Raw genomic sequence first — 21779 nt, 5'->3', positions numbered from 1 at the left:
CTACGCGGCGCCCACCGGTAGGCTGTCGGGATGGGTACACAGAAGTTCAAGGCGGTCATTCCTGCGGCAGGTCTGGGGACGCGCTTCCTGCCGGCGACGAAGGCGATGCCGAAGGAGATGCTGCCGGTCGTCGACAAGCCGGCCATCCAGTACGTGGTCGAAGAGGCGGCGGACGCCGGGATCGACGACATCCTCGTCATCATCGGGCGCAACAAGAACGCGATCTCCAACCACTTCGACTCGGTGCCCGAGCTCGAGGTCAAGCTCATGGAGAAGGGCGACCACGGTCGCCTGGAGCGCGTCGTGCGCTCGAGCGACCTCGCCGACATCCACTTCGTGCGACAGGGCGAGCCGAAGGGACTCGGCCATGCCGTGCTGCGTGCCCGCGCACACGTCGGCGACAGCTCCTTCGCCGTGCTCCTGGGCGATGATCTCATCGACGAGCGCGATCCGCTGCTCACCGAGATGCTGGCCGAGCACGAGCGCTCCGGCGCCGCCGTGATCGCCCTCATGGAGGTCGATCCCGCGAACATCCACATGTACGGCACGGCGGCCGTCGAGGACATCGAGGGATCGGATGCCGTGCGCGTCACCGGCCTCGTCGAGAAGCCCGCGCGCGAGGACGCCCCGTCGAACCTCGCGGTGATCGGGCGCTACGTGCTTCCCGCGTCGATCTTCGACATCCTCGAGCACACCGAACCCGGCAAGGGAGGGGAGATCCAGCTGACCGATGCGCTGCAGGAGATGGCGGCCGACCCGTCGGGCCCCGGAGTGGTCGGCGTGATCTTCGGCGGTCGGCGGTACGACACCGGTGACCGGGTCGAGTACATCAAGGCGATCGTGCAGTTGGCCTCGGACCGCGACGACCTCGGCGGCGAGCTGCGCCCGTGGTTGAAGGAGTTCGCCGAGCGCCTCTAGGCCTCCGGCGGGTCGAGCGCGAGATGATGGATCTCATGGCGGGCATGCGACACGGATCGATCGAGCTGCGCCTCGTGCGCACGAAGGATGCCCGCGTGCTCCAGCAGGAGCTGCTCGCGAACCGGTCCTGGTTGCAGCCGTGGGAGGCCACGGTTCCCTACGGCTCGGTGTCTTTCGACATGCGCCTGAGTATCCGTCGTCTGCTCCAGCAGTACCGCGACGGCGCCGGATATCCGTTCGTCATGGAGTACGACGGCGAGGTCGCCGGTCAGTTGAACGTGTGGGGAGTCTCACGCGGGTCGCTCTGCTCGGCGACGATCGGCTACTGGGTCAGCGAGAAGTTCGCGGGCAAGGGCATCACCCCCACCGCGGTCGCACTCGCGACGGACGCGTGCTTCGTCGAGTACGGCCTGCACCGCATGGAGATCTGCATCCGCCCCGAGAACGCGGCGAGCCTGCGGGTGGTGCAGAAGCTCGGTTTCCGTTACGAGGGACTGCGTCGTCGGTACATCCACATCGACGGCGATTGGCGCGACCACTACGCGTTCGCGCTGACGAAGGAGGACGTGCCGCAGGGGGTGCTGGCGCGCTGGTTGAGCGGTCAGGTTCCTCCGGATGCCGCGACGATCCCTCCGTCGGACCGGCTCTCCGTCTGACGACACGCCGTCGGAAGCATCCGTCTGGTCGCGACACGCGCCCGGCTGGGGGCCGAGCGACCTTCGTACCCTTACCGTTATCGATATGGACGGGCCGGTGCTGAGCGGGGGAGTGATCGTGCTCGTCGCCGTGCTCCTGTGGATGCTCTATCTACTGCCCTCGTGGCGCGGCCGTTTCCAGTACAACGCCGCCGAGCGCAACGCCGTTCGCCTGAACCAGGCACTGCGGATCCTCGCGGAGACGAGCGAGACCCCCGAAGAGGTGCGCGTCGAGCTGAGCGCTCGCACCGCCCTGGCGCAGCAGAAGCTCGCCAAGCGCGTGCAGTCCGAGCGCGAGTCCGCAGAACTCGAGGCGCTGCGTGCCGAACTCGCGGCGACGCGGGCCGATCCGGTGATCCGTCAGGCGCGTGCGCGCCGTCGGGTGCGGATGCTGTCGACCGTCGCCGCGCTCGTCGGAGTGGTGCTCGCGGGACTCGGCGTGTGGCAACTGCTCGCGACCGGAGCGTCGACCCTGCTGTGGGTCGGCGGGTCTCTGGCCCTGCTCGGCGCGATCGCGCTGCAGCGGATGGCCGCCGTCGCTGGTCGAGTCGCCCGTGCGAGTCATGTGGTCGCCGAGGCGCCGCGAGAGCGCGTCGCGCCCGAGATCCACGACCAGGGTCGTGCGACGTGGACCCCGCGCCCGCTGCCCGAGCCGCTCGTCGCGGTCGCCGGATCGCGAGCTCAGACCGCCCGCGCCGAGATCGACGCGCAGGAGCAGCTGCGCAAGGCCGCCCGCCTCGCGGAACTCCGCGCCCGCGCCGAGCAGATCGCCGCCGAGCAGGCTCCGGCGCCCATGCAGATTCCCGCCCCGCGTACCGCTCCCGCCGCCGAGGCTTCGCCCTACGCGAAGATGGGCTTCGTGGACGACGCCGAGATCGAGGCGCACGTGCGCGACATGCTCGCCCGTCGCGCGGCCGGGTGATCGCGACGTCCGAGGTGGGGTCGGCGTCGTGATAATGTTGATCTCCGTAAGGGCCTATGGCGCAGTTGGTAGCGCGCCTCGTTCGCATCGAGGAGGTCAGGGGTTCGAATCCCCTTAGGTCCACCACCGCAGAAACCCCCGGGCAGTCGCCCGGGGGTTTCTGCTTTTCCGACGGCTGGCTGGAGTACTCAGCGCGAGGCGAGTCCGGCGAGCAGCTCGAGCACGCAGAGGGCGGCGAGGCGCACGGTGCGGGCGTCGTCGGCATCCGCTGCGGCATCGACCTCGGCGAGGTCGGCGCTGACGACGCGCGGGTCGGCGGCGACGGCGCGGGTGAGGGCGCGCAGCTCCCACGCCTGCAGGCCGCCGGGCACGCTCGCGGGGCAACCGGGGGCGACCGAGCGGTCGCAGACGTCGACGTCGATGTCGAGGTGGACGCGGGCATCTGATCCGGCACCGGCGATCTCGAGGGCTTCGTTCACGACGTCGTCGACACCGCGGCGGCGCACCTCGTCGAGCGTGATCACCCGGATGCCCCAGTCCGCTGCCCGGCGGGCGTAAGCGACCGAGTTCGCGAAGTCGGCGATGCCGATCTGCACGATGCGCGTCGGGTCGATGCGGGCGGTGTCGAGCGCCGAGAGCACGGGCACGTCTTCGACGAGCCGGCGCACCGGGGTTCCGTTCGAGACGCCGTCGCGCAGGTCGAAGTGCGCGTCGAAGGTAATCAACCCGGTCGCCTGGGCGCCCAGCGCCACGGGGTAGGTGAGGGAATTGTCGCCGCCGAGCGCGATGACGAACGACTCCGAGAGCTCCCGCACCCGCGCGATGACGGATGCCTCGCCCTCGTCGCCGTCGGGCTCGTGCACGTCGCCGGCATCCGCGATGCGCAGCACCTCGTTCAGGTCGATCGCCGGCGGGCCCACCAGCGCGGTGCCGTAGCGGGGGAGTGCGTCGCGGACCGCGGCCGGAGTCGCCCCGGCACCCGTGGGCGAGAGCGACGTGCGCCAGACCGGGACACCCAGCAGCACGGCATCCGCGTCGTCGACGGCGTCGGGAGAGGGCCAGGATCCGGCGCGCGGCCAGAGGGGATCGTGCGAGAGGGCCATGTCAGACTCCGGGGATCAGGGCGTGGGCGATCGAGAAGATGGCGAGGCCGGCGAGAGCACCGACGAACGTGCCGTTCAGGCGGATGTACTGCAGGTCGCGGCCGACCATGAGCTCGATCTTCTCGGTCGTCTCGGCCGGGTCCCAGCGTTCGACGGTGTCGGTGATGATCGAGGCGATGTCGTGGCGGTAGCGGTCGACGAGGAAGACCGCGGCATCCGATACCCAGGTGTCGACGCGGCGCTGCAGCGCGGCATCCGTCGTCAGACGCTCGCCCACCTCCTGGAGCGCCTGCACGGCCCGGCGGCGCAGCCCGCTCTCGGGGTCGGCCAGGGCCGTGAGCAGGCCGTTCTTCGCGGTGTTCCACGCCTCGGCGGCGAGGGCACCGACGCGGGGGCTGTCGAACAGCGACGCCTTCGCGTTCTCGAGCTTCGCGCGGGTGGTCGGGTCGTTCTGCAGACTGTCGGCGAGACGGCCGAGGTAGCCGTCGATCGCCAGACGGGCCGGATGCCGGGGGTCGGCCTGCACCGCCTGCACGAACTTCACGGCCTCGTTGTAAACGGTGTCGTCGACGAAGCGGTGCGCGAGCCGCGGCACCCATGAAGGCAGGCGCCGGGAGACGAGGCCGGAGAACGACTCGGCGTTCGCCTCGAGCCAGCGCCCGATGCTGTCGGCGGCGAGGTCGACCGCGCCGTGATGGGCGTCGGCCTCGACGATCTTCTCGAGCCAGGCACCCGCGGGCGGGCCCCACTCGGGGGAGACGAGGTGCTCGCGCGCGAGGTCGGAGATGAGATCGCGCACGTCGTCGTCGCTGAGCCCGTTGAGGATCGCGGTGGCGATCGTCGCGCCTTCGGCGCCGACCCGCTCGGCGTGCGGCGTCTCGCGCAGCCACTCGCCGGCACGCTGCGCGATGGCGGTGGACGACAGCTTCGTGCGCACGACGCTCGCCTCGAGGAAGTTCGTCTCGACGAACTCGCCCAGGCTGCGGCCGATCTCGTCCTTGCGGCTCGGGATGATCGCGGTGTGCGGGATGGGTAGGCCCAGCGGGCGGCGGAAGAGCGCCGTCACCGCGAACCAGTCGGCGAGAGCACCCACCATTCCGCCCTCGGCCGCGGCGCGCACGTACCCGAGCCAGCTCATCCGCTCCTGGAACGCGAAGGCGAACACGAACACGACGGCCATGAAGATCAGCGCCCCCAGGGCGACCGCCTTCATACGGCGCAGCGCGCGGAGACGGACCTGATCGGCGGGCGAGAGCATCGCCATCGGTGTGCGCGGCATGAAGGCATCCTTTCACGCCGTGTCTGTGTAGTACCCTCACTACATCAGAAAACGAGGTGCATCGTGTTCCGTATGACCGCTCGAGATTTCAATCAGTCCGTCGCGCGCGCGCAGCGCATCGCCGACGAGGAGCCGGTGCTCGTGACCCGCCGAGGCGAGCCGGCCTACGTGCTGCTGAACATCGACGAATACGAGCGGCTGCGGTCGGAGTCGCCCGCAGGCGACGATCGGTCGCTGCTCGATGTGATCGCGCCCGTGCCGACGAGCGCGGATCCCGACGACGTCTTCGGCCGCATCATGGACGACCTCGCGTCGGAGCGAGCGCGCGACCTCGGGCGGGAGGTCGACCTGTGACGGGGTTCCTGCTCGACACGAACGTGGTCTCGGAGACCCGTCGACCGCGGCCCGATGCCGGTGTCGTGCGCTGGTTCGAGGCGACGCCGCGGCGATCCCTGCGGATCAGCGTGGTCACCGAGCTCGAACTCCGACGCGGCATCCTTCTCGTGCAGCGTCGTGATGCCGTCGCCGCAGCATCACTCGACCGATGGTTCCGGTCCGTGCTGCAGGGCCTCGCCAATCCCGCGCTCGAGGTGACCGGTGCGGTCGCGCAGCTGGCGGCGGCGATCCAGGTGCCCGATCGTCGTCCCCTCGGTGATGCGTTGATCGCCGCGACCGCTCTTCACCACGGGCTCACGCTGGTGACCCGCAACGTGAAGGACTTCGACGTTCCCGGGCTCCCGGTGGTCGATCCCTTCGACGGGCTCAGCGACTCATGAGCGGGGTAACCTCGATGCGTGATCGAAGACATCAAGAAGCGCGCCCTGCACCGCACCGCCATCCTCGAGGGGCAGCTCCGCGGGGTCGCTCGGATGATCGAGAGCGAGGACTACTGCATGGACATCATCACGCAGTCCCGCGCGATCCAGAAGTCGCTCGAGTCCCTCAACCGGCTGCTGCTCGAGAACCATCTGCGCACCCACGTGACGCACATGTTCGAGGCGGGCGGGGAGGAGCGCGACCAGGCCGTCGCCGAGCTGCTCAAGGCATTCGACTTCGATTCGAAGTAGCGCTCCTCGCCGCTCACGCCTTGCCGTCGAAGACCTCGCCCTCCATCGCGTCGTAGCCCTCGGCCTGCGGGTCTCCGTGCGAGCCGCCCGAGAGCGCGTACTCCTCTTCGGGGGAGAGTACGAGGCGGTGGCGGAAGAAGAGCCCGAATCCGAGCAGGATGATCGCGTACACGATCGCGATCGCGATGATGGCCGGCCCGAACGTCGGGTTGAGCAGGAAGCCGACGAAGATGAGCGCCGCGATGACGAGCGCGATGACCGCACCCGGGATGCCCCAGGGGCTGACGTACGGGCGATCGACGTTCGGGAACTTCTTGCGCAGGATGATGAACGACACGAGCTGCAGCCCGTAGGCGACGACCGCGCCCCAGACCGCGATGTTCAGCACGATCGCCCCGGCCACGGTGCCCGCGCCCTCGGAGTCGACCGCGGTGAGCACGTCGAGCACGATCAGGGCGACGAACCCGATCGCGGCGCCGACCGTGAGAGCGACCCACGGTGTCTGGCGCTTGCCCGTCAGCGAGAGGAAGCGCGGGTAGTACCCGGCGCGCGACAGCGAGTACATGTTGCGGCCGTAGGCGAACATGATGCCCTGCAGCGAGGCGAGCAGGCCGATCAGGGCGAACAACGCGAGCACGGCGGCGAGCTGGTCTCCCACGATCGCGCGGAAGCCGTCGAGCAGGGGCTCTCCTGCGGTTCCGGTCGCTTCGGCACCGATCACGCCGGTGTTGAGGAACAGCACCAGGAGTCCGGTGACGATGAGGGTGCCGCGCGCCCAGAACCCGGCCTTCGGGATGTCGCGGGTGGGGTTGTGCGATTCCTCGGCCGCGAGCGGCAGCTCTTCGATGCCGAGGAAGAACCACATCGCGAACGGGAGGGCGAACAGGATCGGCAGGACGCCGTGGGGGAGGAAGGTCGACTGGCCCTCGTCGGGGACGATGTCCCACAGGGCATCCCACGAGAACGCACCGGAGAACAGCGCCATGAGCGAGAAGACGAGGATGATGCCGATCGAGATCACCGAGACGACGATCGCGAAGCGGAACGAGATGGCCGCTCCCGCGGAGTTCAGTGCGATGAAGACGACGTAGAGGATGAGGTACCAGACCCATCCGGGGAGTTCGAGACCGAGCAGTTCGCTCGTGATCCCATTGGCATACGACGCCGAGAAGTAGACGATCACCGCCGTGGTCGCGACGTACTCGATCGTCTCGGCGGCTCCGGTGACCAGACCGCCCCAGGGCCCCATGGCCGAGCGGGCGAAGGAGTAGGCGCCACCGGTGTGCGGCATCGCAGCCGCCATCTCGCCGATGGCGAAGATCATGCCGTAGTACATCGCCACGAGGATGACGAAGGCGATGAGCATCCCGCCGAACCCCGCGAAGTCGATACCGAAGTTCCATCCCGAGAAGTCGCCCGAGATGACGGCGGCGACCGCGAGTCCCCACAGGCCCCAGACGCCGGCCGACCTCTTCAGTGTGCGTTTCTCGAAGTATTCGCTCCCGGCACGTGTATAGGTCGCTCCGGCGACCTTGCGGGATTCATTGCTCTGCCCAGACATACGTTCTCCGCTCACTCGCATGCAGGCGCCGGGTGCACCTTGCGGATGATTGTGACAGTCAATGGTGGTTTCGTCTACCTTTAAACGTCGAGGTGATCTACTCTGAGGGCGAAGCCGGTCGGCCGATCGCTTCACCGCAGGAGAACGGAGCGTCAGATGTCGGGAAACCTGAGCATCGAGCAGCTGGACGCCGGCATCGCCGCCGGCGAGATCGACACCGTGATCGTGGCCTTCGCCGATGCGCAGGGGCGTCTGGTCGGCAAGCGCGTCTCGGCCCGCCTGTTCCAGGAGGACATCCTGTCGCACGGCGCCGAGGCCTGCGACTATCTGCTGTCGGTCGATGTCGACATGAACACCGTCGACGGCTACGCGATGTCGGGATGGGACCGCGGGTACGGTGACATGGTGCTGCGGCCCGACGCCGAGACGCTCCGCAACATCCCGTGGCTCGAGGGGACGGCGCTCGTGATGGCCGACCTCGTCTGGCAGAACGGCGAGCCGGTCGGACCGTCACCCCGGGCCATCCTCGACCGTCAGCGCGACCGGCTCGCCGAACACGGCTGGACCGCGTACTCGGGCACGGAGCTCGAGTTCATCGTGTTCGAAGACACCTATCGCGAGGCCTGGGCGCGCAAGTACGAGGGGCTCACCCCCGCCACCGACTACAACGTCGACTACAACCTGCTCGCATCGACCCGCATGGAACCGCTGCTGCGCGACATCCGCAACGGCATGGACGGCGCAGGTCTCTACTGCGAGGGCGTCAAGGGCGAGTGCAACTTCGGTCAGCAGGAGATCGCCTTCCGCTACGCCGAGGTGCGCGAGACCGCCGACCAGCACGCGATCTACAAGAACGGCGCGAAGGAGATCGCCGAACAGCACGGTCAGTCGCTCACGTTCATGGCCAAGTTCAACGAGCGCGAGGGCAACAGCTGCCATATCCATCTGTCCCTGCGAGATCGGTCGGGCGCTCCGGTGATGGCCGGTGACGGCGAGCACGGCTTCAGCCCCGTCATGGAGCACTGGATCGCCGGCATCCTCGCGACGCTGCGCGAGTTCACCCTGCTGTTCGCCCCGAACATCAACTCCTACAAGCGCTTCGCCGAGGGCAGCTTCGCCCCGACGGGGGTCGCGTGGGGCATCGACAACCGCACCTGCGCCCTGCGCGTCGTCGGATCCGGATCGGGTCTGCGCGTCGAGAACCGGGTGCCGGGCGGAGACGTGAATCCCTACCTCGGCATCGCGGCGATCATCGCCGGCGGTCTGCACGGCATCGAGAACGAGCTGCCGCTGCCCGAGCGCTTCACCGGCAACGCCTACGAGGCGGGCGTCGATCACCTGCCCACGACGCTGCGCGAGGCCGCGCAGCTCTTCCGCGAGTCGACGATCGCTCGGGCGGCGTTCGGCGACGACGTGGTCGAGCACTACCTGAACCAGGCGCGCATCGAGGTCGAGGCCTACGACGCGGCCGTCACCGACTGGGAGCGCATCCGTGGTTTCGAGCGCCTCTGACTCCGCGCCGCTGATCGGCATCACGACGTACCTGGAGCGCGCGCAGCAGGGGGTGTGGGACGTACGGGCGGCCTTCCTGCCCGAGCAGTACCTCACGAGTGTGACGTCGTCCGGCGGTATCGCGCTGCTGCTGCCGCCGCAGGATCCGGATGCCGCCGACGCGGCCATCGCGGGAATGGACGGGCTCGTGCTCTCCGGCGGCGCGGACGTCGCCCCCGAACTCTACGGCGAGCGGCGGCATCCGCTCACCGACCCCGCGCGGGTCGATCGCGACGCGTGGGAGCTCGCGCTGTTCCATGCGGCCGAGCGTCGCGGGATCCCGGTGCTCGCGATCTGCCGGGGGCTGCAGCTCGTGAACGTCGCCCGCGGCGGCACGCTGCAGCAGCACCTGCCCGAATCGCTCGGGACCGAGAGGTACCGGATCGGCGGCGGCGTGTTCGCCGAGAACGACATCGCGGTCGAGGTCGATACGGCGCTCGCCGAAATCCTCGGAGAGACCGACATGCGCGTGCACAGCTACCACCACCAGGGCGTCGGCCGGTTGGGCGACGGGCTCGTCGCCGCCGCGCACTCCGATGACGGCCTCGTTCAGGCCTTCGTCGACACGGCAGGCGCCCACATCGTCGGCGTGCAATGGCACCCCGAGGAGAACGCCGAGGACCGGCGACTCTTCGCCGATCTCGTCACACAGGCACGCGCGTTCGCCGCGCGGCGGAAGGAGGACGCCCGATGAGCGCGTTCACGGTCATCAACCCGTCGACGGGCGCGGCGATCCGCGAGATCGCCCGCGCAGATGTCGGAGAGACGGATGCCGCGATCGCGCGCGCCGTGTCCGCTCAGCGCCGGTGGGCGGGGCTCGCCCCCGTCGCGCGCGCCGATGCGCTGCGGTCGTTCGCGCGCGCCGTCGAGGGCGCCGCCGAGGAGCTGGCGCACCTGGAGGTGCTCAACTCCGGGCATCCGATCGGCTCCGCCCGTTGGGAGGCGGGTCACGTCGCCCAGGTGCTCAACTACTACTCCGCCGACCCCGAACGACTCTCGGGCCGGCAGATCCCGGTGGCGGGTGGGCTCGACGTCACCTTCCACGATCCCTACGGCGTGGTCGGGGTGATCGTGCCGTGGAACTTCCCGATGACGATCGCCGCGTGGGCGTTCGCTCCGGCGCTCGCCGCGGGCAACGCGGTGGTGCTGAAACCCGCCGAACTGACCCCGCTGACCGCGATCCGTCTGGGCGAGCTCGCGCTCGAAGCGGGGCTGCCCGCGGGACTCTTCGAGGTCGTGACCGGTTCGGGCTCCGTGGTGGGGCAGCGTCTCGTCGAGCATCCGGACGTGCGCAAGGTGGTCTTCACGGGGTCGACCGAGGTCGGCATCGAGGTCGCAGCCGGCTGCGCGCGGGCGCTCAAGCCCGTCACCCTCGAACTCGGTGGCAAGAGCGCCAACATCGTCTTCGCGGACGCCGATCTCGAGAAGGCCGCCGCGGCCGTCCCGGGATCGGTGTTCGACAACGCGGGGCAGGACTGCTGCGCGCGCAGCAGGCTCCTCGTGCAGCGTTCGGTGTACGACCGGTTCCTCGAGCTGTTGGAGCCGGCGGTCGCGGCGTGGCGGGTCGGTGACCCGTCGAGTGCCGACACCGACATGGGTCCGCTCATCTCCGCCGGTCACCGCGACACGGTCGCCGGGTTCCTCGACGACGCGACGATCGCATTCCGGGGGAGTGCACCGGAGGGCGATGGGTTCTGGTTCGCGCCCGCGGTGGTGCTGGCCGACCCCGCCGATCGGATCGCGCAGCAGGAGGTGTTCGGTCCGGTCGTCGCGGTCATGCCCTTCGACGACGAAGCCGACGCGATCCGTCTCGCGAACGACACCGCCTACGGCCTCGCCGGCTCCCTCTGGACCGAGAACCTCGGCCGCGCCGTCCGCGTCTCGCGCGGCGTGCAGAGCGGCGTGCTGTCGGTGAACTCGCACTCCTCGGTGCGCTACGCGACGCCCTTCGGCGGCATGAAGGCCTCCGGACTCGGACGCGAGCTGGGGCCGGACGCTGCCGAGCACTTCACCGAGACCAAGAACGTCTTCTTCGCGATCGACTGAGCGCGACCCCGACCCCCTCGACCACCTGCAACGGAGAAACACACATGAGCATCGATCTGACCCAGCGCCTGAAGGACCGCGTCGCCATCATCACCGGTGGAGCGAGCGGCATCGGCTTCGCCACCGCCCAGCGCTTCGCCGCCGAGGGGGCGTTCGTCGTCATCGCCGACGTCGACCCCACCTCGGGCGAGAAGGCGGCGGCCGAGGTCGGCGGGGCGTTCCGCCCGGTCGACGTCGCCGACCAGACCAAGGTCGACGCGCTGTTCGACGGCGTGGCAGCGGAGTTCGGGCGCATCGACATCGCCTTCAACAACGCCGGAATCTCGCCCGCCGACGACGACTCGATCGAGACGACCGAGCTGCCCGCCTGGGACCGCGTGCAGGACGTGAACCTCAAGAGCGTGTACCTGTGCAGCCGTGCGGCTCTGCGTCACATGGTGCCGGCGGGCCGCGGATCGATCATCAACACCGCCTCGTTCGTCGCGCTGCTGGGATCGGCGACCTCGCAGATCAGCTACACCGCGTCGAAGGGCGGCGTGCTCGCGATGTCGCGCGAGCTGGGCGTGCAGTTCGCCCGGCAGGGCGTACGGGTCAACGCGCTCTGCCCGGGGCCGGTGAACACCCCGCTGCTGCAGGAGCTGTTCGCGAAGGACCCCGAGCGCGCGCAGCGGCGTCTCGTGCACGTGCCGATGGGGCGCTTCGCCGAGCCGTCCGAACTCGCCGCCGCTGTCGCCTTCCTCGCCTCCGACGACTCGTCGTTCATCACCGCCAGCGCCTTCGTCGTCGACGGCGGCATCACCAACGCCTACGTCACTCCACTGTAAAGCGGGATGCGGTGATGTCGGATGCTGTGAAGCGGGATCATGTCGCTGTGACAGGCTGAGAAGCATGAGCGAGCACCCTTTCGACGGCGATCTCGTCGAGGTGCGCCGGGCGGTCTACCGCCCGCTGCGCCGCGGGAACGCCCTCGAGGATGCGGTCGCTCGCCTCGTGCAGACCATCCGACTCGGCGTCGTCGCTCCGGGGGAGTCGCTGCCGCCGGAGCGCGAGCTCGCGGCGTCCTTCGGGGTGAGCCGCGACACCGTGCGTGACGCGATCCGTGAGCTCGCCGACACCGGGTATCTGGTGCCGAAGCGCGGGCGGTACGGCGGCACGTTCGTCGCGGATCCGCTGCCGGAACCCTCGGATGCCGGGGCGGTGACCGCGGCCGAGATCGACGACGTGCTCGGCCTCCGGCGCGTGCTCGAGACCGGTGCCGTGCGCGCGGCGGCGAGCCGCACGCTGGATGCCGCGACGCGGGCGGATCTGTGGGCACGGCACGAATCGGCGCTTCCGGCCGGCCCCGAGGAGTACCGCCGACTCGACACGCTGCTGCACCTGGCGATCGCCGAGGCCGCGGGCATCCCGTCACTCGTGGCGCTCGTCGCCGAGAACCGGGCCGACGTCAACGCCTGGCTCGACACCTTCCCCCTCCTGCCGCGCAACATCCAGCACTCGGGAGAGCAGCACGAGCGCATCGTCACGGCGATCCTCGCGGGTCGGCCCGACGTCGCGGAGGCCGCGATGCGCGACCACCTCGCCGGTTCCGAGGCCCTGCTGCGCGGGTTCCTGATCTGAATCCCGGCAGCCGCGCCGTCCGTCAGCGCGCGGCCGCCTCGTCGGCGACGTTCAGCGCCTCATCGATCACGGCGAGTCCGCGCACCAGGTCGTCCTCCGAGATGATCAGCGGCGGCGCGACGTGCACGCGGTTGAAGTGCACGAACGGCCAGACGCCGCCCTTCTTCGCCGCGGCGGCGAAGGCACCCATCGGCGCGGCATCCGCTCCGGACGCATTGAACGGTACGAGCGGTTCGCGGGTCGCGCGGTCGCGCACCAGCTCGATCGCCCAGAAGAGGCCGCGTCCGCGCACCTCGCCGACGCTCGGATGCGTCTCGGTCCAGCGGCGCAGGGTCGGTTCGACGATGCGCTCGCCCAGATCGCGCACGCGCTCGAGGATGCCGTCGCGACGGAACACCTCGAAGGTCGCGACGCCCGCCGCGCACGCGAGCGGATGCCCGGAGTAGGTGAGTCCGCCCGCGAACGGCATCTCGTCGAACGCCGCGGAGATGCGATCCGAGATCACCACGCCGCCCAGCGGTACGTAGCCGGAGTTGACACCCTTCGCGAAGCTGATCAGGTCGGGTGCCGCATCGAACGCGTCGATGCCGAACCACTCGCCGAGGCGGCCGAACCCGACCATCACCTCGTCGGCGATGTAGACGATGCCGTAGCGGTCGCACAGCTCGCGCACTCCCTGGAGATACCCGGGCGGCGGCACGAGCACGCCGTTGGTGCCCACGACCGTCTCGATGATGATCGCCGCGATCGTGGCCGGACCCTCGAGCTGGATCGTCTGCTCGAGGTGTGCGAGCGCGCGCTCGGACTCCTGCTCGGGCGTCTCGGCGTGGAAGGGCGACCGGTACAGGTAGGGGCCGAAGAAGCGCACCGTGCCGTTGTCGACGCCGTCGTTCGCCCAGCGCCGCGGGTCGCCGGTGAGCGAGATCGCGGTGGAGGTCGACCCGTGGTAGCTGCGGTACATCGAGAGCACCTTGCGGCGGCCGGTGAACTGGCGAGCCATGCGCACGGCGTACTCGTTGGCCTCGGCGCCGCCGTTGGTGAAGAACACCTTCTGCATGCCCGCGGGCGCGACCTCGGAGATCAGGCGGGCGAGTTCGCCGCGCACGTCGTTCGCCATCGACGGCTGGATGGTCGCGAGCCGGCCGGCCTGCTGCTGGATCGCCGCGACCAGATCGGGATGCTGGTGGCCGAGGTTGAGGTTCACGAGCTGACTCGAGAAGTCGAGGTAGGCGTTGCCCGCGTAGTCCCAGAACGTTGACCCCTCGCCGGCGGCGACGGGGAGAGGATCGATCAGAGCCTGTGCGCTCCACGAGTGGAAGACGTGTCCGCGATCGTCGGCGCGCACCCGCGCCTCGGCATCCGGAGCGGGCAGCGCGTGGGCCGCACCGTGGCGGTCGGTGAAGTTCGTCATCGGTCGTGCTCCTCGATCAGTGGTTGCTCGGGAAGCCGAGGTCGATCTGCGACGGCGTGTGGTCGGGCCAGCGAGTGGTCACCACTTTGGAACGCGTGTAGAAGTGCACGGACTCGGGGCCGTAGATGTGGGAGTCGCCGAACAGCGAGTCCTTCCAGCCGCCGAACGAGTACGCACCGATCGGCACGGGGATCGGCACGTTGACCCCGACCATCCCGACCTCGATGTCGAACTCGTACTGACGGGCCGTTCCGCCGTCGCGGGTGAAGATCGCGGTGCCGTTGCCGTAGGCGTTGGCGTTCACGAGCGCCACGGCATCCGCGTAGGTGTCGACGCGCACGACCGACAGCACCGGGCCGAAGATCTCATCGTCGTACACCTTCGTGCCGGAGGTGACGTGGTCGATCAGACTGACGCCCAGGAAGAAGCCGTTCGAGTCGAACTCCTTCGCGGTGCCGTCGACGACGACCGTGGCGCCCTCGGCCGCCGCCCCCGTGACGTACGAGGCCACCCGGTCGCGGTGCTCGCGGGTGATGAGCGGTCCCATCTCGCTGGAGGGATCGGTGCCGTCGCCGATCGTGAGTCCGTCGATGCGGGAGGCGATCGCCGAGACCAGGTCGTCGGCGACGTCGCCGACGGCGACGAGCACCGACACGGCCATGCAGCGCTCGCCGGCCGAGCCGTAGGCGGCGGAGACCGCGGCATCGGCCGCCGCGTCGATGTCGGCATCCGGCATCACGACCATGTGGTTCTTCGCGCCCCCGAGGGCCTGCACGCGCTTGCCCGCGGCCGAGGCCCGCTGGTAGATCGAGCGGGCGATCGGCGTGGAGCCCACGAAGCTGACGGCCGACACGGTGGGCGACTCGAGCAGGGCATCGACGGCCTCCTTGTCGCCGTGCACGACGTTGAGCACGCCGTCGGGGAGGCCCGCCTCCTGGAAGAGCTTCGCCAGCCACACGGCGGCCGACGGGTCCTTCTCGCTGGGCTTGAGCACGACCGTGTTGCCGCAGGCGATCGCCGAGGCGACCATCCACAGCGGCACCATCACGGGGAAGTTGAACGGCGTGATCGCGGCGACCACCCCCACCGGCTGCTTGACCGAGTGCACGTCGACGCCGCGTGAGACCTGTTCGCTGCGCTCGCCCTTGAGCAGGTGCACGAGACCGGCGGCGAACTCGACGTTCTCGATGCCGCGCGACACCTCGCCCGCGGCATCGGAGAGCACCTTGCCGTGCTCGGAGGTGACGATCGCCGCGAGCTCGGGCGTGCGCTCCTTGAGCAGCTGGCGCAGCCGGAAGAACACGTCGGCGCGCTTGATCAGGCTCGTCTCGCGCCAGGCGGGGGCGGCGGCCGCGGCGGCGGCGATCGCGCCGTCGACCTCGGCGGTCGAGGCGAACGCGACCTCGCGGGTCACCTCACCGGTCGCGGGGTTGAAGATCTGACCGGTGCGGGCCGCCTCGGCGGTCTCCGAACCGTTGATGACATGACGGACGACGTCCACAGTGCTCCTGGGGGTATGACGGGAAGGGGGAGAGGGGCTGCTCAGAGAACGGCCTGCGCGCGGGTGAGCACGTCGCGCAGGATCTGCTCGATCTCGCGGAACTCGGCCGGCCCCACGGTCAGCGGCGGCGCGAGCTGGATCACGGGATCGCCGCGGTCGTCGGCGCGACAGTAGAGACCGGCCTCGAACAGTGCGGGGGAGAGGAAACCGCGCAGGAGGCGCTCGGACTCGGCGTCGTCGAAGGTCTCGCGCGTCGCCTTGTCCTTCACCAGCTCGATGCCGAAGAAGTAGCCGTCGCCGCGCACATCGCCCACGATCGGCAGATCGCTCAGCTTCTCGAGCTCGGTGCGGAACAGCGGCGAGTTCTCGCGGACGCGGGCGTTGAGGCCTTCCTCGTCGAAGATCGCGAGGTTCTCGAGCGCCACCGCCGCCGAGACCGGGTGGCCGCCGAACGTGTAGCCGTGCGGGAACGACAGGTCGCCCTTCGAGAACGGCTCGTAGATGCGGTCGCTGACGATCGTCGCGCCGATCGGCGAGTACCCGCTCGTCATGCCCTTCGCGCAGGTGATCATGTCGGGCTCGTAGCCGAGTCCGGTGCACGCGAAGGTGTGGCCGAGGCGCCCGAAGGCGCAGATGACCTCGTCCGAGACGAGCAGCACGTCGTGCCGGTCGCAGATCTCGCGCACCCGCTGGAAGTAGCCGGGAGGGGGCGGAAAGCACCCGCCGGAGTTCTGCACCGGTTCGAGGAAGACCGCGGCGACGGTGTCGGCGCCCTCGAAGAGGATCATCTCCTCGATGCGGTCGGCGGCCCAGCGGCCGAAGGCCTCGAGGTCGTCGGCGGGGGCACCCATCTCGGCCGCCCGGTAGAAGTTGGTGTTCGGCACCCGGAATCCGCCCGGGGCGACCGGCTCGAACATCGCCTTCATCGCGGGGATGCCGGTGATCGCCAGGGCGCCGTGCGGGGTGCCGTGATAGGCGACCGAGCGCGAGATCACCTTGTGCTTGGTGGGCTTGCCCTGCAGCTTCCAGTAGTGCTTCGCGAGCTTGAGCGCGGTCTCGACGGCTTCACCGCCACCGGTCGAGAAGAAGACGCGGTTGAGGTCGCCGGGTGCCTCGTCGGCGAGGCGGTCGGCGAGTTCGATCGCCGCCGGGTGCGCGTACGACCACAGCGGGAAGAACGCGAGCTCGGATGCCTGCTTCGCCGCGGCCTCGGCGAGACGCTGCCGCCCGTGGCCGGCGTTGACGACGAAGAGGCCGGCGAGCCCGTCGAAGTACTCCTTGCCCTTCGCGTCCCAGATGCGGTGGCCCTCGCCCTTGACGATGATCGGCACACCGGAGGTGGCCATGGTCGACTGGCGCGTGAAGTGCATCCAGAGGTGGTCCTGAGCCTTCGCCTGGAGTGCGGCCTCGGCCTCGGGTGAGAGAGCGGTGTTCATCGGGTCCCCCAGTTGTAGAGCTGCTTCTGCAGCTTGGCGTAGATGAAGGTCTCGGTCGACAGCACGCCGTCGATCGGTCGGATGACGTCGTTGATCAGGGACAGCAGGTCTTCGTCGTCCTCGCAGACGACCTCGGCGAGCACGTCGAAGGCGCCGACCGTGATGACGACGTAGTCGATCGCCTCGATCTCGGCGACGGCCTCGGCGACGCGGCGCGCATCGCCGGACACGCGGATGCCGATCATCGCCTGCCGGTGGAAGCCGAGCTGCATGGGGTCGGTGACCGCCACGATCTGCATCACCCCGGATTCGGTGAGCCGCTGCACGCGCTGACGGACCGCCGCTTCGCTCAGGCCGACGACGCGGCCGATGTCGGAGTACGAGCGACGCCCGTCGTCCTGGAGCAGCTCGATGATCGTCTTGGAGACGGCATCGAGGGGGGACTGCTTCTTCGAGGAGACCATGGTGCGATCCTCGCACCCGTGGCTGGTCATTTCAACCGATTTCGCAGGATCGATTCATTCAATCTGCGAATTCGGCAGGAAGTGTCAGGTTTCGCGGGGGCCAAGCCAGGCGCTCGCCGCCGTCGCGTGGGCGGATTCGGGGTCGGAGGGGTGGAAGGCCCCGGCGAGCACGTCGCGGTAGAGGCGGGACAGCTCGTTGCTCGAGAAGTACGAGCCGCCTCCGGCGACGAGCATCGCCTCGTCGACGACCTGCTTCGCCGTCGTGATCGCGCGGTGCTTGAGCCCCGACAGCAGCGTGAACCAGCGGGCGCCGTGATCGACGCGCTCGTCGACGTCGCGCGCGAGGGCCCGGATCTGCGGCGGGAGCGCGTCGTAGGCGAGGCCCATGTCGGCGATCCGCCAGCGGATGTCGGGGTCCTGGCTGTACGCGGCACCGGTGCTCTTCGAGCGGCGCCGGTGGGCGGTCTCGACCGCGAGATCGAGCGCGCGGCGGGCGAGCCCGGTGTAGACCGAGGCCAGCAGCACCTCGAATACGCTGAAGATGCCGAACACGATCGGATCGGGGTTCGGTCCCGGGTCGATGCGCCGCACGACGTGCTCGGGGGAGGCCACTGCCCCCGACAGGCGAGTGGTGCGGCTCTGGGTGGCGCGCATGCCGAGGGTGTCCCAGTCGTCGCCGGTGACGACGGCATCCGTGCGCTCCACGAACGCGAACACAAGCTTCGGAGCGTCGGCGCTCGTCGTGTCGAGGCCGTGCAGTCCGAGCTTCGTCCACACCGGGGCGAGCGAGGTGAAGATCTTCGTGCCGGTGAACGTGTAGCCGCCGTCGGCGGTGGGCAGGGCATCCGTGTCGCTGCCGAACAGCACGAGGTCGTTGCCGCCCTCGCTGATGCCGAAGGCGAAGACCTCGCCCGCGACTGCGCCGTCCTGCACGAACTCGAGGCCGGGGACCCCGCGGTCGGAGAACACCTTCGCGACACCCGTCCAGACGAGGTGCATGTTGATCGCCAGCGCGGTCGCCGGCGCGGCCGTGGCGAGGCGCTGCTGCAGGATCGCCGCCTCGGCGAGCCCGAGTCCCGCACCTCCGCGGTCGGCCGGGACGAGGATGGCGAGGTACCCGGCGGCGCGGAGCTCGTCGAGATCCTGCTGGGGGAACGTGTTCTCGCGGTCGTGGATCGGCGCGCGTTCGCGGATCCGCTCGAGCAGATCGTCGGGCAGGAAGGCGGCCGGGTCGAAGGCGCTCATGCCAGGGCCTCCCGGAGCTGACGGATCGACTCCTCCGGCTTGTCGCGGTGCAGCGAGTGTCCGGCGCCGTCGACGATCGACATCGTCACGAGCGGGTTCGCGCTCAGCACGTCGGTCGCGGTGTCGCCGGTGAAGATGCTGTAGACCTCGGGATCCGAGGCGATCACGTGCGTGGGAACGGCGAGGCGCGCGGCATCCGCTCGCACGTCCCAGGGGGTGTTCTGCACGCTGGTCTGCTCGACCGCCCAGGCGCTCGCCCGACGGACCGCGTCGACCTTGAGCTCCCAGTCCTGCGGGTGCCAGTGCGGATGCTCCTGCTGCACGACCTCGATCCGCTGGTCCGCGAACGCGCGCTCCTGACTCTTGCGCACGATCTTCGCGTCGCGGCCCTCGACGAAGATCGCGGGGTCGAGCAGGATCAGGCGGCGCGTCCAGTCCGGGTCGGAGGCCGCGGCCACCGTGCTCGCGGCGCCGCCGAGCGAGTGGCCGACGACGGCATCCCACGCGCCTCCGCGCTGCGGTCGCGCGATCCCGAGATCCGCGGCGTACGCGGCGACGGTGTAGTCGAGCGCCCGCGGTGCGTCGCCGTGACCGCGCAGGTCGACGGCGACCGCGTGCCACCCGGACTCGGCGAGGGCCTCGCCGAGGCGCCACATCAGCGCGCCGGACGACCCCAGCCCGTGCACGAGGAGCGCATGGCGGTCGGCGGTCGGATCGCCCCAGGAGAGGCGGGGGAGCATGAGCGGTGCGGCCATGCCCTCAGCCTAGAACCGCGACGGGAGGGAGTCTCCGTCGGGCGTCGATCGCCGTCATCCGAGCGGCGGCAGGTCTCCGTGGGTGCGGAGCACGCGCGCGGCGGCCGCGTGCCCGGCGGAGAGCCGGTCGGCGAGGGCCGTGCCATCGAGGGTCGCGGCGAGGAAACCCGCGGCGAAGGCGTCGCCGGCTCCGACGGGCTCGACGACGTCGACGCGTGGAGCGGGGACGAACACGGGCTCCTCGCCCGCAGCGAAGGCGGTCGCGCCGACGTCGCCGTCCTTGACGATCAGGAGAGCGCAGTTCGGCAGATGGGCGCGCACATCGGCGGCGGTCGCGGTGCCCCAGAGCCGCTCGGCCTCGTCACGGCCCACGAAGGCGATGTCGGCGGCGTCGGCGAGGCGGGTCAGAGTGGCCTGCGCGTCGTCCATCGACCACAGCGCTCGGCGGTCGTTCACATCGAACGAGACGAGGGCCCCCGCCTCGCGGGCGTCGACGTACAGGTCGTCGACCATGGCGCGGCACGAGGCGGAGAGCGCGGGCGTGATGCCGGTCGTGTGCACGACGCGCACGCCCCGCAGCCGGTCGACGGAGAGGAAGCCGGAATCCATCAGGGAGGCGGCCGATCCGCGGCGGTAGTAGTACACCGACGAGGACTCGACGCCCGGATCCTTGAACATGACGCCGGTGGGAGCATCCGCGTCCTTCTCGGCCCAGAGCTCGACCCCGCGCCGAGCCAGCTCGCCGGTGATGCGCTCAGCGATGGGATCGTCGCCGAGGCGCGACGCCCACACGGCCCGGTGCCCCGCGGCGACCAGGCCGACCGCGACGTTGCCCTCGGCGCCCGCGATGCCGAGGGCGGCGGTCTCGGTCTCGGCCAGGGGAGCGCCCAGCGCGGTGACGAGGCCCATGGATTCGCCGATGCAGACGACCTCGGGCGCGGACGGAGAAGAGGGGAGCGTGCTCATGAGGGGGTGACCGCCAGGGGTTCGGTGTCGGGGTAGGGGCTCGCGTCGCGATGACGCAGGTCGGGGAGGGCGCGGACGAAGACGATCGAGACGACCAGACCGAGCGCGGCGAAGAGGACGGCGGCGAAGTAGGCTCCGCGGGCGTCGGTGGCATCGACGAGGAAGCCGGCCACCGCGGATCCGGCAGCGGCGCCGATGAGCTGACCGGTGCCCGCCCAGCCGAAGGCCTCGGCGGTCTCGCTGAACTTGACGCTCGCCGTCGTGATCGCGAACAGCACCGCGAGGGCCGGCGCGATGCCGATACCGGCGAGGATGAGCGTGCCGCCGAGCCAGAACACATTGAGCGAGACCATGGTGAGCGCGAGGCCGACCGTCACGATCGTGAGGCGGCGCGCCATCGCCCACGGTCCGATCGGGATGTGCCCGAACGACAGACCCCCCGCGAGGCTCCCCACCGCGAAGACCGCGAGCACCAGGCCCGCCTCGAGACTGCCGTGCTCGAAGGTCGCGACCACGCCCACCTCGACCGCGGAGCACGCGCCGATGAGGAGGAAGCCGATCATGGTGGCCATCAGCACCGGGGGCTTGAGCACCACCTTGCCGAGCGCGCTGCGGCTGCGCGGAATGCGCACGCGCCCGACCTCGGGGGAGAGGATGAACCACGAGCCGCCGCCGACGAGGAACACCGCCACGAGGAGCAGACCCTGCGTGGTGCCGACCTGGGTCGAGACCAGCGTGATGACCACCGGGGCGAGGATCCAGATGATCTCCTGCAGCGAGGCGTCGAGGGAGAAGAGGGGAGTGAGCTGCTTGGCGTTGACGAGCTTGGGGTAGATCGTGCGCACCGCCGACTGCACGGGCGGTGTCGAGAGCCCGGCGATCAGACCGAGCGCCATGTAGCCCGGCAGGCTCAGGGGGAGCAGGGCCAGGCAGAGCACGGCGACGACGCAGACCGAGAGGGTGAGGGTGAGGACGCGACGCATGCCCCACGCGCCCATCCAGCGGCTGGTCACGGGGCCGGCGACGGCCTGCCCGACGCTCGTCGCGGCGAGCACGAGGCCCGCGGCGCCGTACGACCCGGTCTGCTGCTCGACGTGCAGCAGGATCGCGAGCGAGGACATGCCGTTGGGGAATCGCGCCGTCAGCTGAGCCGCGATCATGCGCGCCACTCCGGGCGTGCGAAGAAGGTCCTGATATCCCGCCACCAGACAACGGTACCGGCAGCCGCGGACGCTACGGGAA

Annotated in this window: 22 protein-coding genes and 1 tRNA gene; 12 read left to right on the top strand and 11 right to left on the bottom strand. The window is 70.0% G+C overall.

Annotated features, from left to right (window positions below; translation table 11 throughout):
* Window positions 1-30: 30 nt before the first annotated feature.
* The 4 genes from galU (at window position 31) to KV396_RS01720 (ending at window position 2661) form a co-directional block, all read left to right on the top strand.
* Window positions 31-918 carry a UTP--glucose-1-phosphate uridylyltransferase GalU gene (gene galU / locus KV396_RS01735; protein WP_247624959.1) on the top strand — a complete coding sequence of 296 codons (888 nt, stop codon included), beginning with the start codon at window positions 31-33 and terminating at the stop codon, window positions 916-918.
* A 44-nt stretch (window positions 919-962) separates the two neighbouring features.
* Entirely contained in the window at window positions 963-1574 is a 612-nt protein-coding gene (locus tag KV396_RS01730) for a GNAT family N-acetyltransferase (RefSeq protein ID WP_247625270.1), read from the top strand.
* 85 nt (window positions 1575-1659) lie between these two features.
* On the top strand, window positions 1660-2535 hold the full coding sequence (locus KV396_RS01725; protein WP_247956643.1) for a hypothetical protein: 876 nt from the start codon (window positions 1660-1662) through the stop codon (window positions 2533-2535).
* A gap of 50 nt (window positions 2536-2585) precedes the next feature.
* Window positions 2586-2661 (top strand) — tRNA-Ala (locus tag KV396_RS01720).
* Window positions 2662-2723: 62 nt separating this feature from the next.
* Here the strand turns inward: KV396_RS01720 and KV396_RS01715 are convergent.
* Window positions 2724-3638 carry an arginase family protein gene (locus tag KV396_RS01715; RefSeq protein WP_247956642.1) on the bottom strand — a complete coding sequence of 305 codons (915 nt, stop codon included), beginning with the start codon at window positions 3636-3638 and terminating at the stop codon, window positions 2724-2726.
* Between the two features lies 1 nt (window position 3639).
* Window positions 3640-4917, bottom strand: a complete 1278-nt coding sequence (locus KV396_RS01710) for a DUF445 domain-containing protein (RefSeq protein WP_247956641.1) — start codon at window positions 4915-4917, stop codon at window positions 3640-3642.
* Window positions 4918-4989: 72 nt separating this feature from the next.
* On the opposite strand from KV396_RS01710, the gene KV396_RS01705 reads away from it, so the two are divergent.
* The 3 genes from KV396_RS01705 to KV396_RS01695 are packed head-to-tail and all read left to right on the top strand — an operon-like array spanning window position 4990 to window position 5984.
* Window positions 4990-5271: a type II toxin-antitoxin system prevent-host-death family antitoxin gene (locus KV396_RS01705; protein ID WP_247956640.1), complete on the top strand. Its 282-nt coding sequence runs from the start codon at window positions 4990-4992 to the stop codon at window positions 5269-5271.
* Complete coding sequence (locus KV396_RS01700) at window positions 5268-5693, top strand: type II toxin-antitoxin system VapC family toxin (RefSeq protein ID WP_247956639.1); 426 nt, start codon at window positions 5268-5270, stop codon at window positions 5691-5693. Before KV396_RS01705 ends, KV396_RS01700 begins: the two co-directional genes overlap by 4 nt.
* 18 nt (window positions 5694-5711) lie before the next feature.
* The gene (locus tag KV396_RS01695) at window positions 5712-5984 is read left to right on the top strand and encodes a metal-sensitive transcriptional regulator (RefSeq protein WP_247624953.1); all 273 of its coding nucleotides are present in this window, start codon (window positions 5712-5714) and stop codon (window positions 5982-5984) included.
* Between the two features lie 13 nt (window positions 5985-5997).
* Here the strand turns inward: KV396_RS01695 and KV396_RS01690 are convergent, their stop codons facing one another.
* Window positions 5998-7545: an amino acid permease gene (locus KV396_RS01690; RefSeq protein WP_247956638.1), complete on the bottom strand. Its 1548-nt coding sequence runs from the start codon at window positions 7543-7545 to the stop codon at window positions 5998-6000.
* Window positions 7546-7701: 156 nt separating this feature from the next.
* Between KV396_RS01690 and KV396_RS01685 the strand changes: the two genes are divergently transcribed.
* The 5 genes from KV396_RS01685 (at window position 7702) to KV396_RS01665 (ending at window position 12759) form a co-directional block, all read left to right on the top strand.
* A complete protein-coding gene (locus KV396_RS01685) occupies window positions 7702-9057 on the top strand; it encodes a glutamine synthetase family protein (protein ID WP_247956637.1) in 1356 nt (451 codons plus the stop codon).
* Window positions 9038-9790 carry a gamma-glutamyl-gamma-aminobutyrate hydrolase family protein gene (locus KV396_RS01680; RefSeq protein WP_247956636.1) on the top strand — a complete coding sequence of 251 codons (753 nt, stop codon included), beginning with the start codon at window positions 9038-9040 and terminating at the stop codon, window positions 9788-9790. The genes KV396_RS01685 and KV396_RS01680 overlap by 20 nt, the downstream gene beginning before the upstream one ends.
* Complete coding sequence (locus tag KV396_RS01675) at window positions 9787-11142, top strand: aldehyde dehydrogenase family protein (protein WP_247956635.1); 1356 nt, start codon at window positions 9787-9789, stop codon at window positions 11140-11142. Before KV396_RS01680 ends, KV396_RS01675 begins: the two co-directional genes overlap by 4 nt.
* Before the next feature lie 44 nt (window positions 11143-11186).
* A complete protein-coding gene (locus tag KV396_RS01670; protein ID WP_247624948.1) occupies window positions 11187-11966 on the top strand; it encodes a 3-oxoacyl-ACP reductase in 780 nt (259 codons plus the stop codon).
* 64 nt (window positions 11967-12030) lie between these two features.
* A complete protein-coding gene (locus KV396_RS01665; protein WP_247956634.1) occupies window positions 12031-12759 on the top strand; it encodes a FadR/GntR family transcriptional regulator in 729 nt (242 codons plus the stop codon).
* Between the two features lie 22 nt (window positions 12760-12781).
* On the opposite strand, the gene KV396_RS01660 is transcribed toward KV396_RS01665, so the two are convergent.
* The 8 genes from KV396_RS01660 to KV396_RS01625 form a co-directional block, all read right to left on the bottom strand.
* Entirely contained in the window at window positions 12782-14170 is a 1389-nt protein-coding gene (locus tag KV396_RS01660; protein WP_247956633.1) for an aspartate aminotransferase family protein, read from the bottom strand.
* A 16-nt stretch (window positions 14171-14186) separates the two neighbouring features.
* Entirely contained in the window at window positions 14187-15671 is a 1485-nt protein-coding gene (locus KV396_RS01655) for a CoA-acylating methylmalonate-semialdehyde dehydrogenase (RefSeq protein ID WP_247956632.1), read from the bottom strand.
* A 41-nt stretch (window positions 15672-15712) separates the two neighbouring features.
* Window positions 15713-17107 (bottom strand): aspartate aminotransferase family protein, encoded by a 1395-nt coding sequence (locus tag KV396_RS01650; RefSeq protein ID WP_247956631.1) that lies wholly within the window; start codon window positions 17105-17107, stop codon window positions 15713-15715.
* Window positions 17104-17571, bottom strand: coding sequence for an Lrp/AsnC family transcriptional regulator (locus KV396_RS01645; RefSeq protein WP_247624943.1), 468 nt, complete (start codon window positions 17569-17571; stop codon window positions 17104-17106). The genes KV396_RS01650 and KV396_RS01645 overlap by 4 nt, the downstream gene beginning before the upstream one ends.
* Window positions 17572-17655: 84 nt before the next feature.
* Complete coding sequence (locus tag KV396_RS01640; protein ID WP_247634244.1) at window positions 17656-18816, bottom strand: acyl-CoA dehydrogenase family protein; 1161 nt, start codon at window positions 18814-18816, stop codon at window positions 17656-17658.
* Window positions 18813-19571 carry an alpha/beta fold hydrolase gene (locus KV396_RS01635; RefSeq protein WP_247956630.1) on the bottom strand — a complete coding sequence of 253 codons (759 nt, stop codon included), beginning with the start codon at window positions 19569-19571 and terminating at the stop codon, window positions 18813-18815. The genes KV396_RS01640 and KV396_RS01635 overlap by 4 nt, the downstream gene beginning before the upstream one ends.
* A 54-nt stretch (window positions 19572-19625) precedes the next feature.
* A complete protein-coding gene (locus tag KV396_RS01630; protein ID WP_247624940.1) occupies window positions 19626-20537 on the bottom strand; it encodes a sugar kinase in 912 nt (303 codons plus the stop codon).
* Window positions 20534-21742, bottom strand: a complete 1209-nt coding sequence (locus KV396_RS01625; protein WP_247624939.1) for an MFS transporter — start codon at window positions 21740-21742, stop codon at window positions 20534-20536. The genes KV396_RS01630 and KV396_RS01625 overlap by 4 nt, the downstream gene beginning before the upstream one ends.
* Window positions 21743-21779: the final 37 nt, after the last annotated feature.

This window comes from Microbacterium galbinum, from assembly GCF_023101185.1.
Lineage (GTDB): Bacteria > Actinomycetota > Actinomycetes > Actinomycetales > Microbacteriaceae > Microbacterium > Microbacterium galbinum.
This window is presented reverse-complemented; position numbering and strand designations above follow the sequence as displayed.

Coding starts and splice junctions, on each gene's coding strand:
- galU (WP_247624959.1), top strand. CDS start 31: ATGGGTACACAGAAGTTCAAGGCGGTCATTCCTGCGGCAGGTCTGGGG.
- KV396_RS01730 (WP_247625270.1), top strand. CDS start 963: ATGCGACACGGATCGATCGAGCTGCGCCTCGTGCGCACGAAGGATGCC.
- KV396_RS01725 (WP_247956643.1), top strand. CDS start 1,660: ATGGACGGGCCGGTGCTGAGCGGGGGAGTGATCGTGCTCGTCGCCGTG.
- KV396_RS01715 (WP_247956642.1), bottom strand. CDS start 3,638: ATGGCCCTCTCGCACGATCCCCTCTGGCCGCGCGCCGGATCCTGGCCC.
- KV396_RS01710 (WP_247956641.1), bottom strand. CDS start 4,917: ATGCCGCGCACACCGATGGCGATGCTCTCGCCCGCCGATCAGGTCCGT.
- KV396_RS01705 (WP_247956640.1), top strand. CDS start 4,990: ATGACCGCTCGAGATTTCAATCAGTCCGTCGCGCGCGCGCAGCGCATC.
- KV396_RS01690 (WP_247956638.1), bottom strand. CDS start 7,545: ATGTCTGGGCAGAGCAATGAATCCCGCAAGGTCGCCGGAGCGACCTAT.
- KV396_RS01685 (WP_247956637.1), top strand. CDS start 7,702: ATGTCGGGAAACCTGAGCATCGAGCAGCTGGACGCCGGCATCGCCGCC.
- KV396_RS01675 (WP_247956635.1), top strand. CDS start 9,787: ATGAGCGCGTTCACGGTCATCAACCCGTCGACGGGCGCGGCGATCCGC.
- KV396_RS01670 (WP_247624948.1), top strand. CDS start 11,187: ATGAGCATCGATCTGACCCAGCGCCTGAAGGACCGCGTCGCCATCATC.
- KV396_RS01665 (WP_247956634.1), top strand. CDS start 12,031: ATGAGCGAGCACCCTTTCGACGGCGATCTCGTCGAGGTGCGCCGGGCG.
- KV396_RS01660 (WP_247956633.1), bottom strand. CDS start 14,170: ATGACGAACTTCACCGACCGCCACGGTGCGGCCCACGCGCTGCCCGCT.
- KV396_RS01650 (WP_247956631.1), bottom strand. CDS start 17,107: ATGAACACCGCTCTCTCACCCGAGGCCGAGGCCGCACTCCAGGCGAAG.
- KV396_RS01645 (WP_247624943.1), bottom strand. CDS start 17,571: ATGGTCTCCTCGAAGAAGCAGTCCCCCCTCGATGCCGTCTCCAAGACG.
- KV396_RS01640 (WP_247634244.1), bottom strand. CDS start 18,816: ATGAGCGCCTTCGACCCGGCCGCCTTCCTGCCCGACGATCTGCTCGAG.
- KV396_RS01635 (WP_247956630.1), bottom strand. CDS start 19,571: ATGGCCGCACCGCTCATGCTCCCCCGCCTCTCCTGGGGCGATCCGACC.
- KV396_RS01630 (WP_247624940.1), bottom strand. CDS start 20,537: ATGAGCACGCTCCCCTCTTCTCCGTCCGCGCCCGAGGTCGTCTGCATC.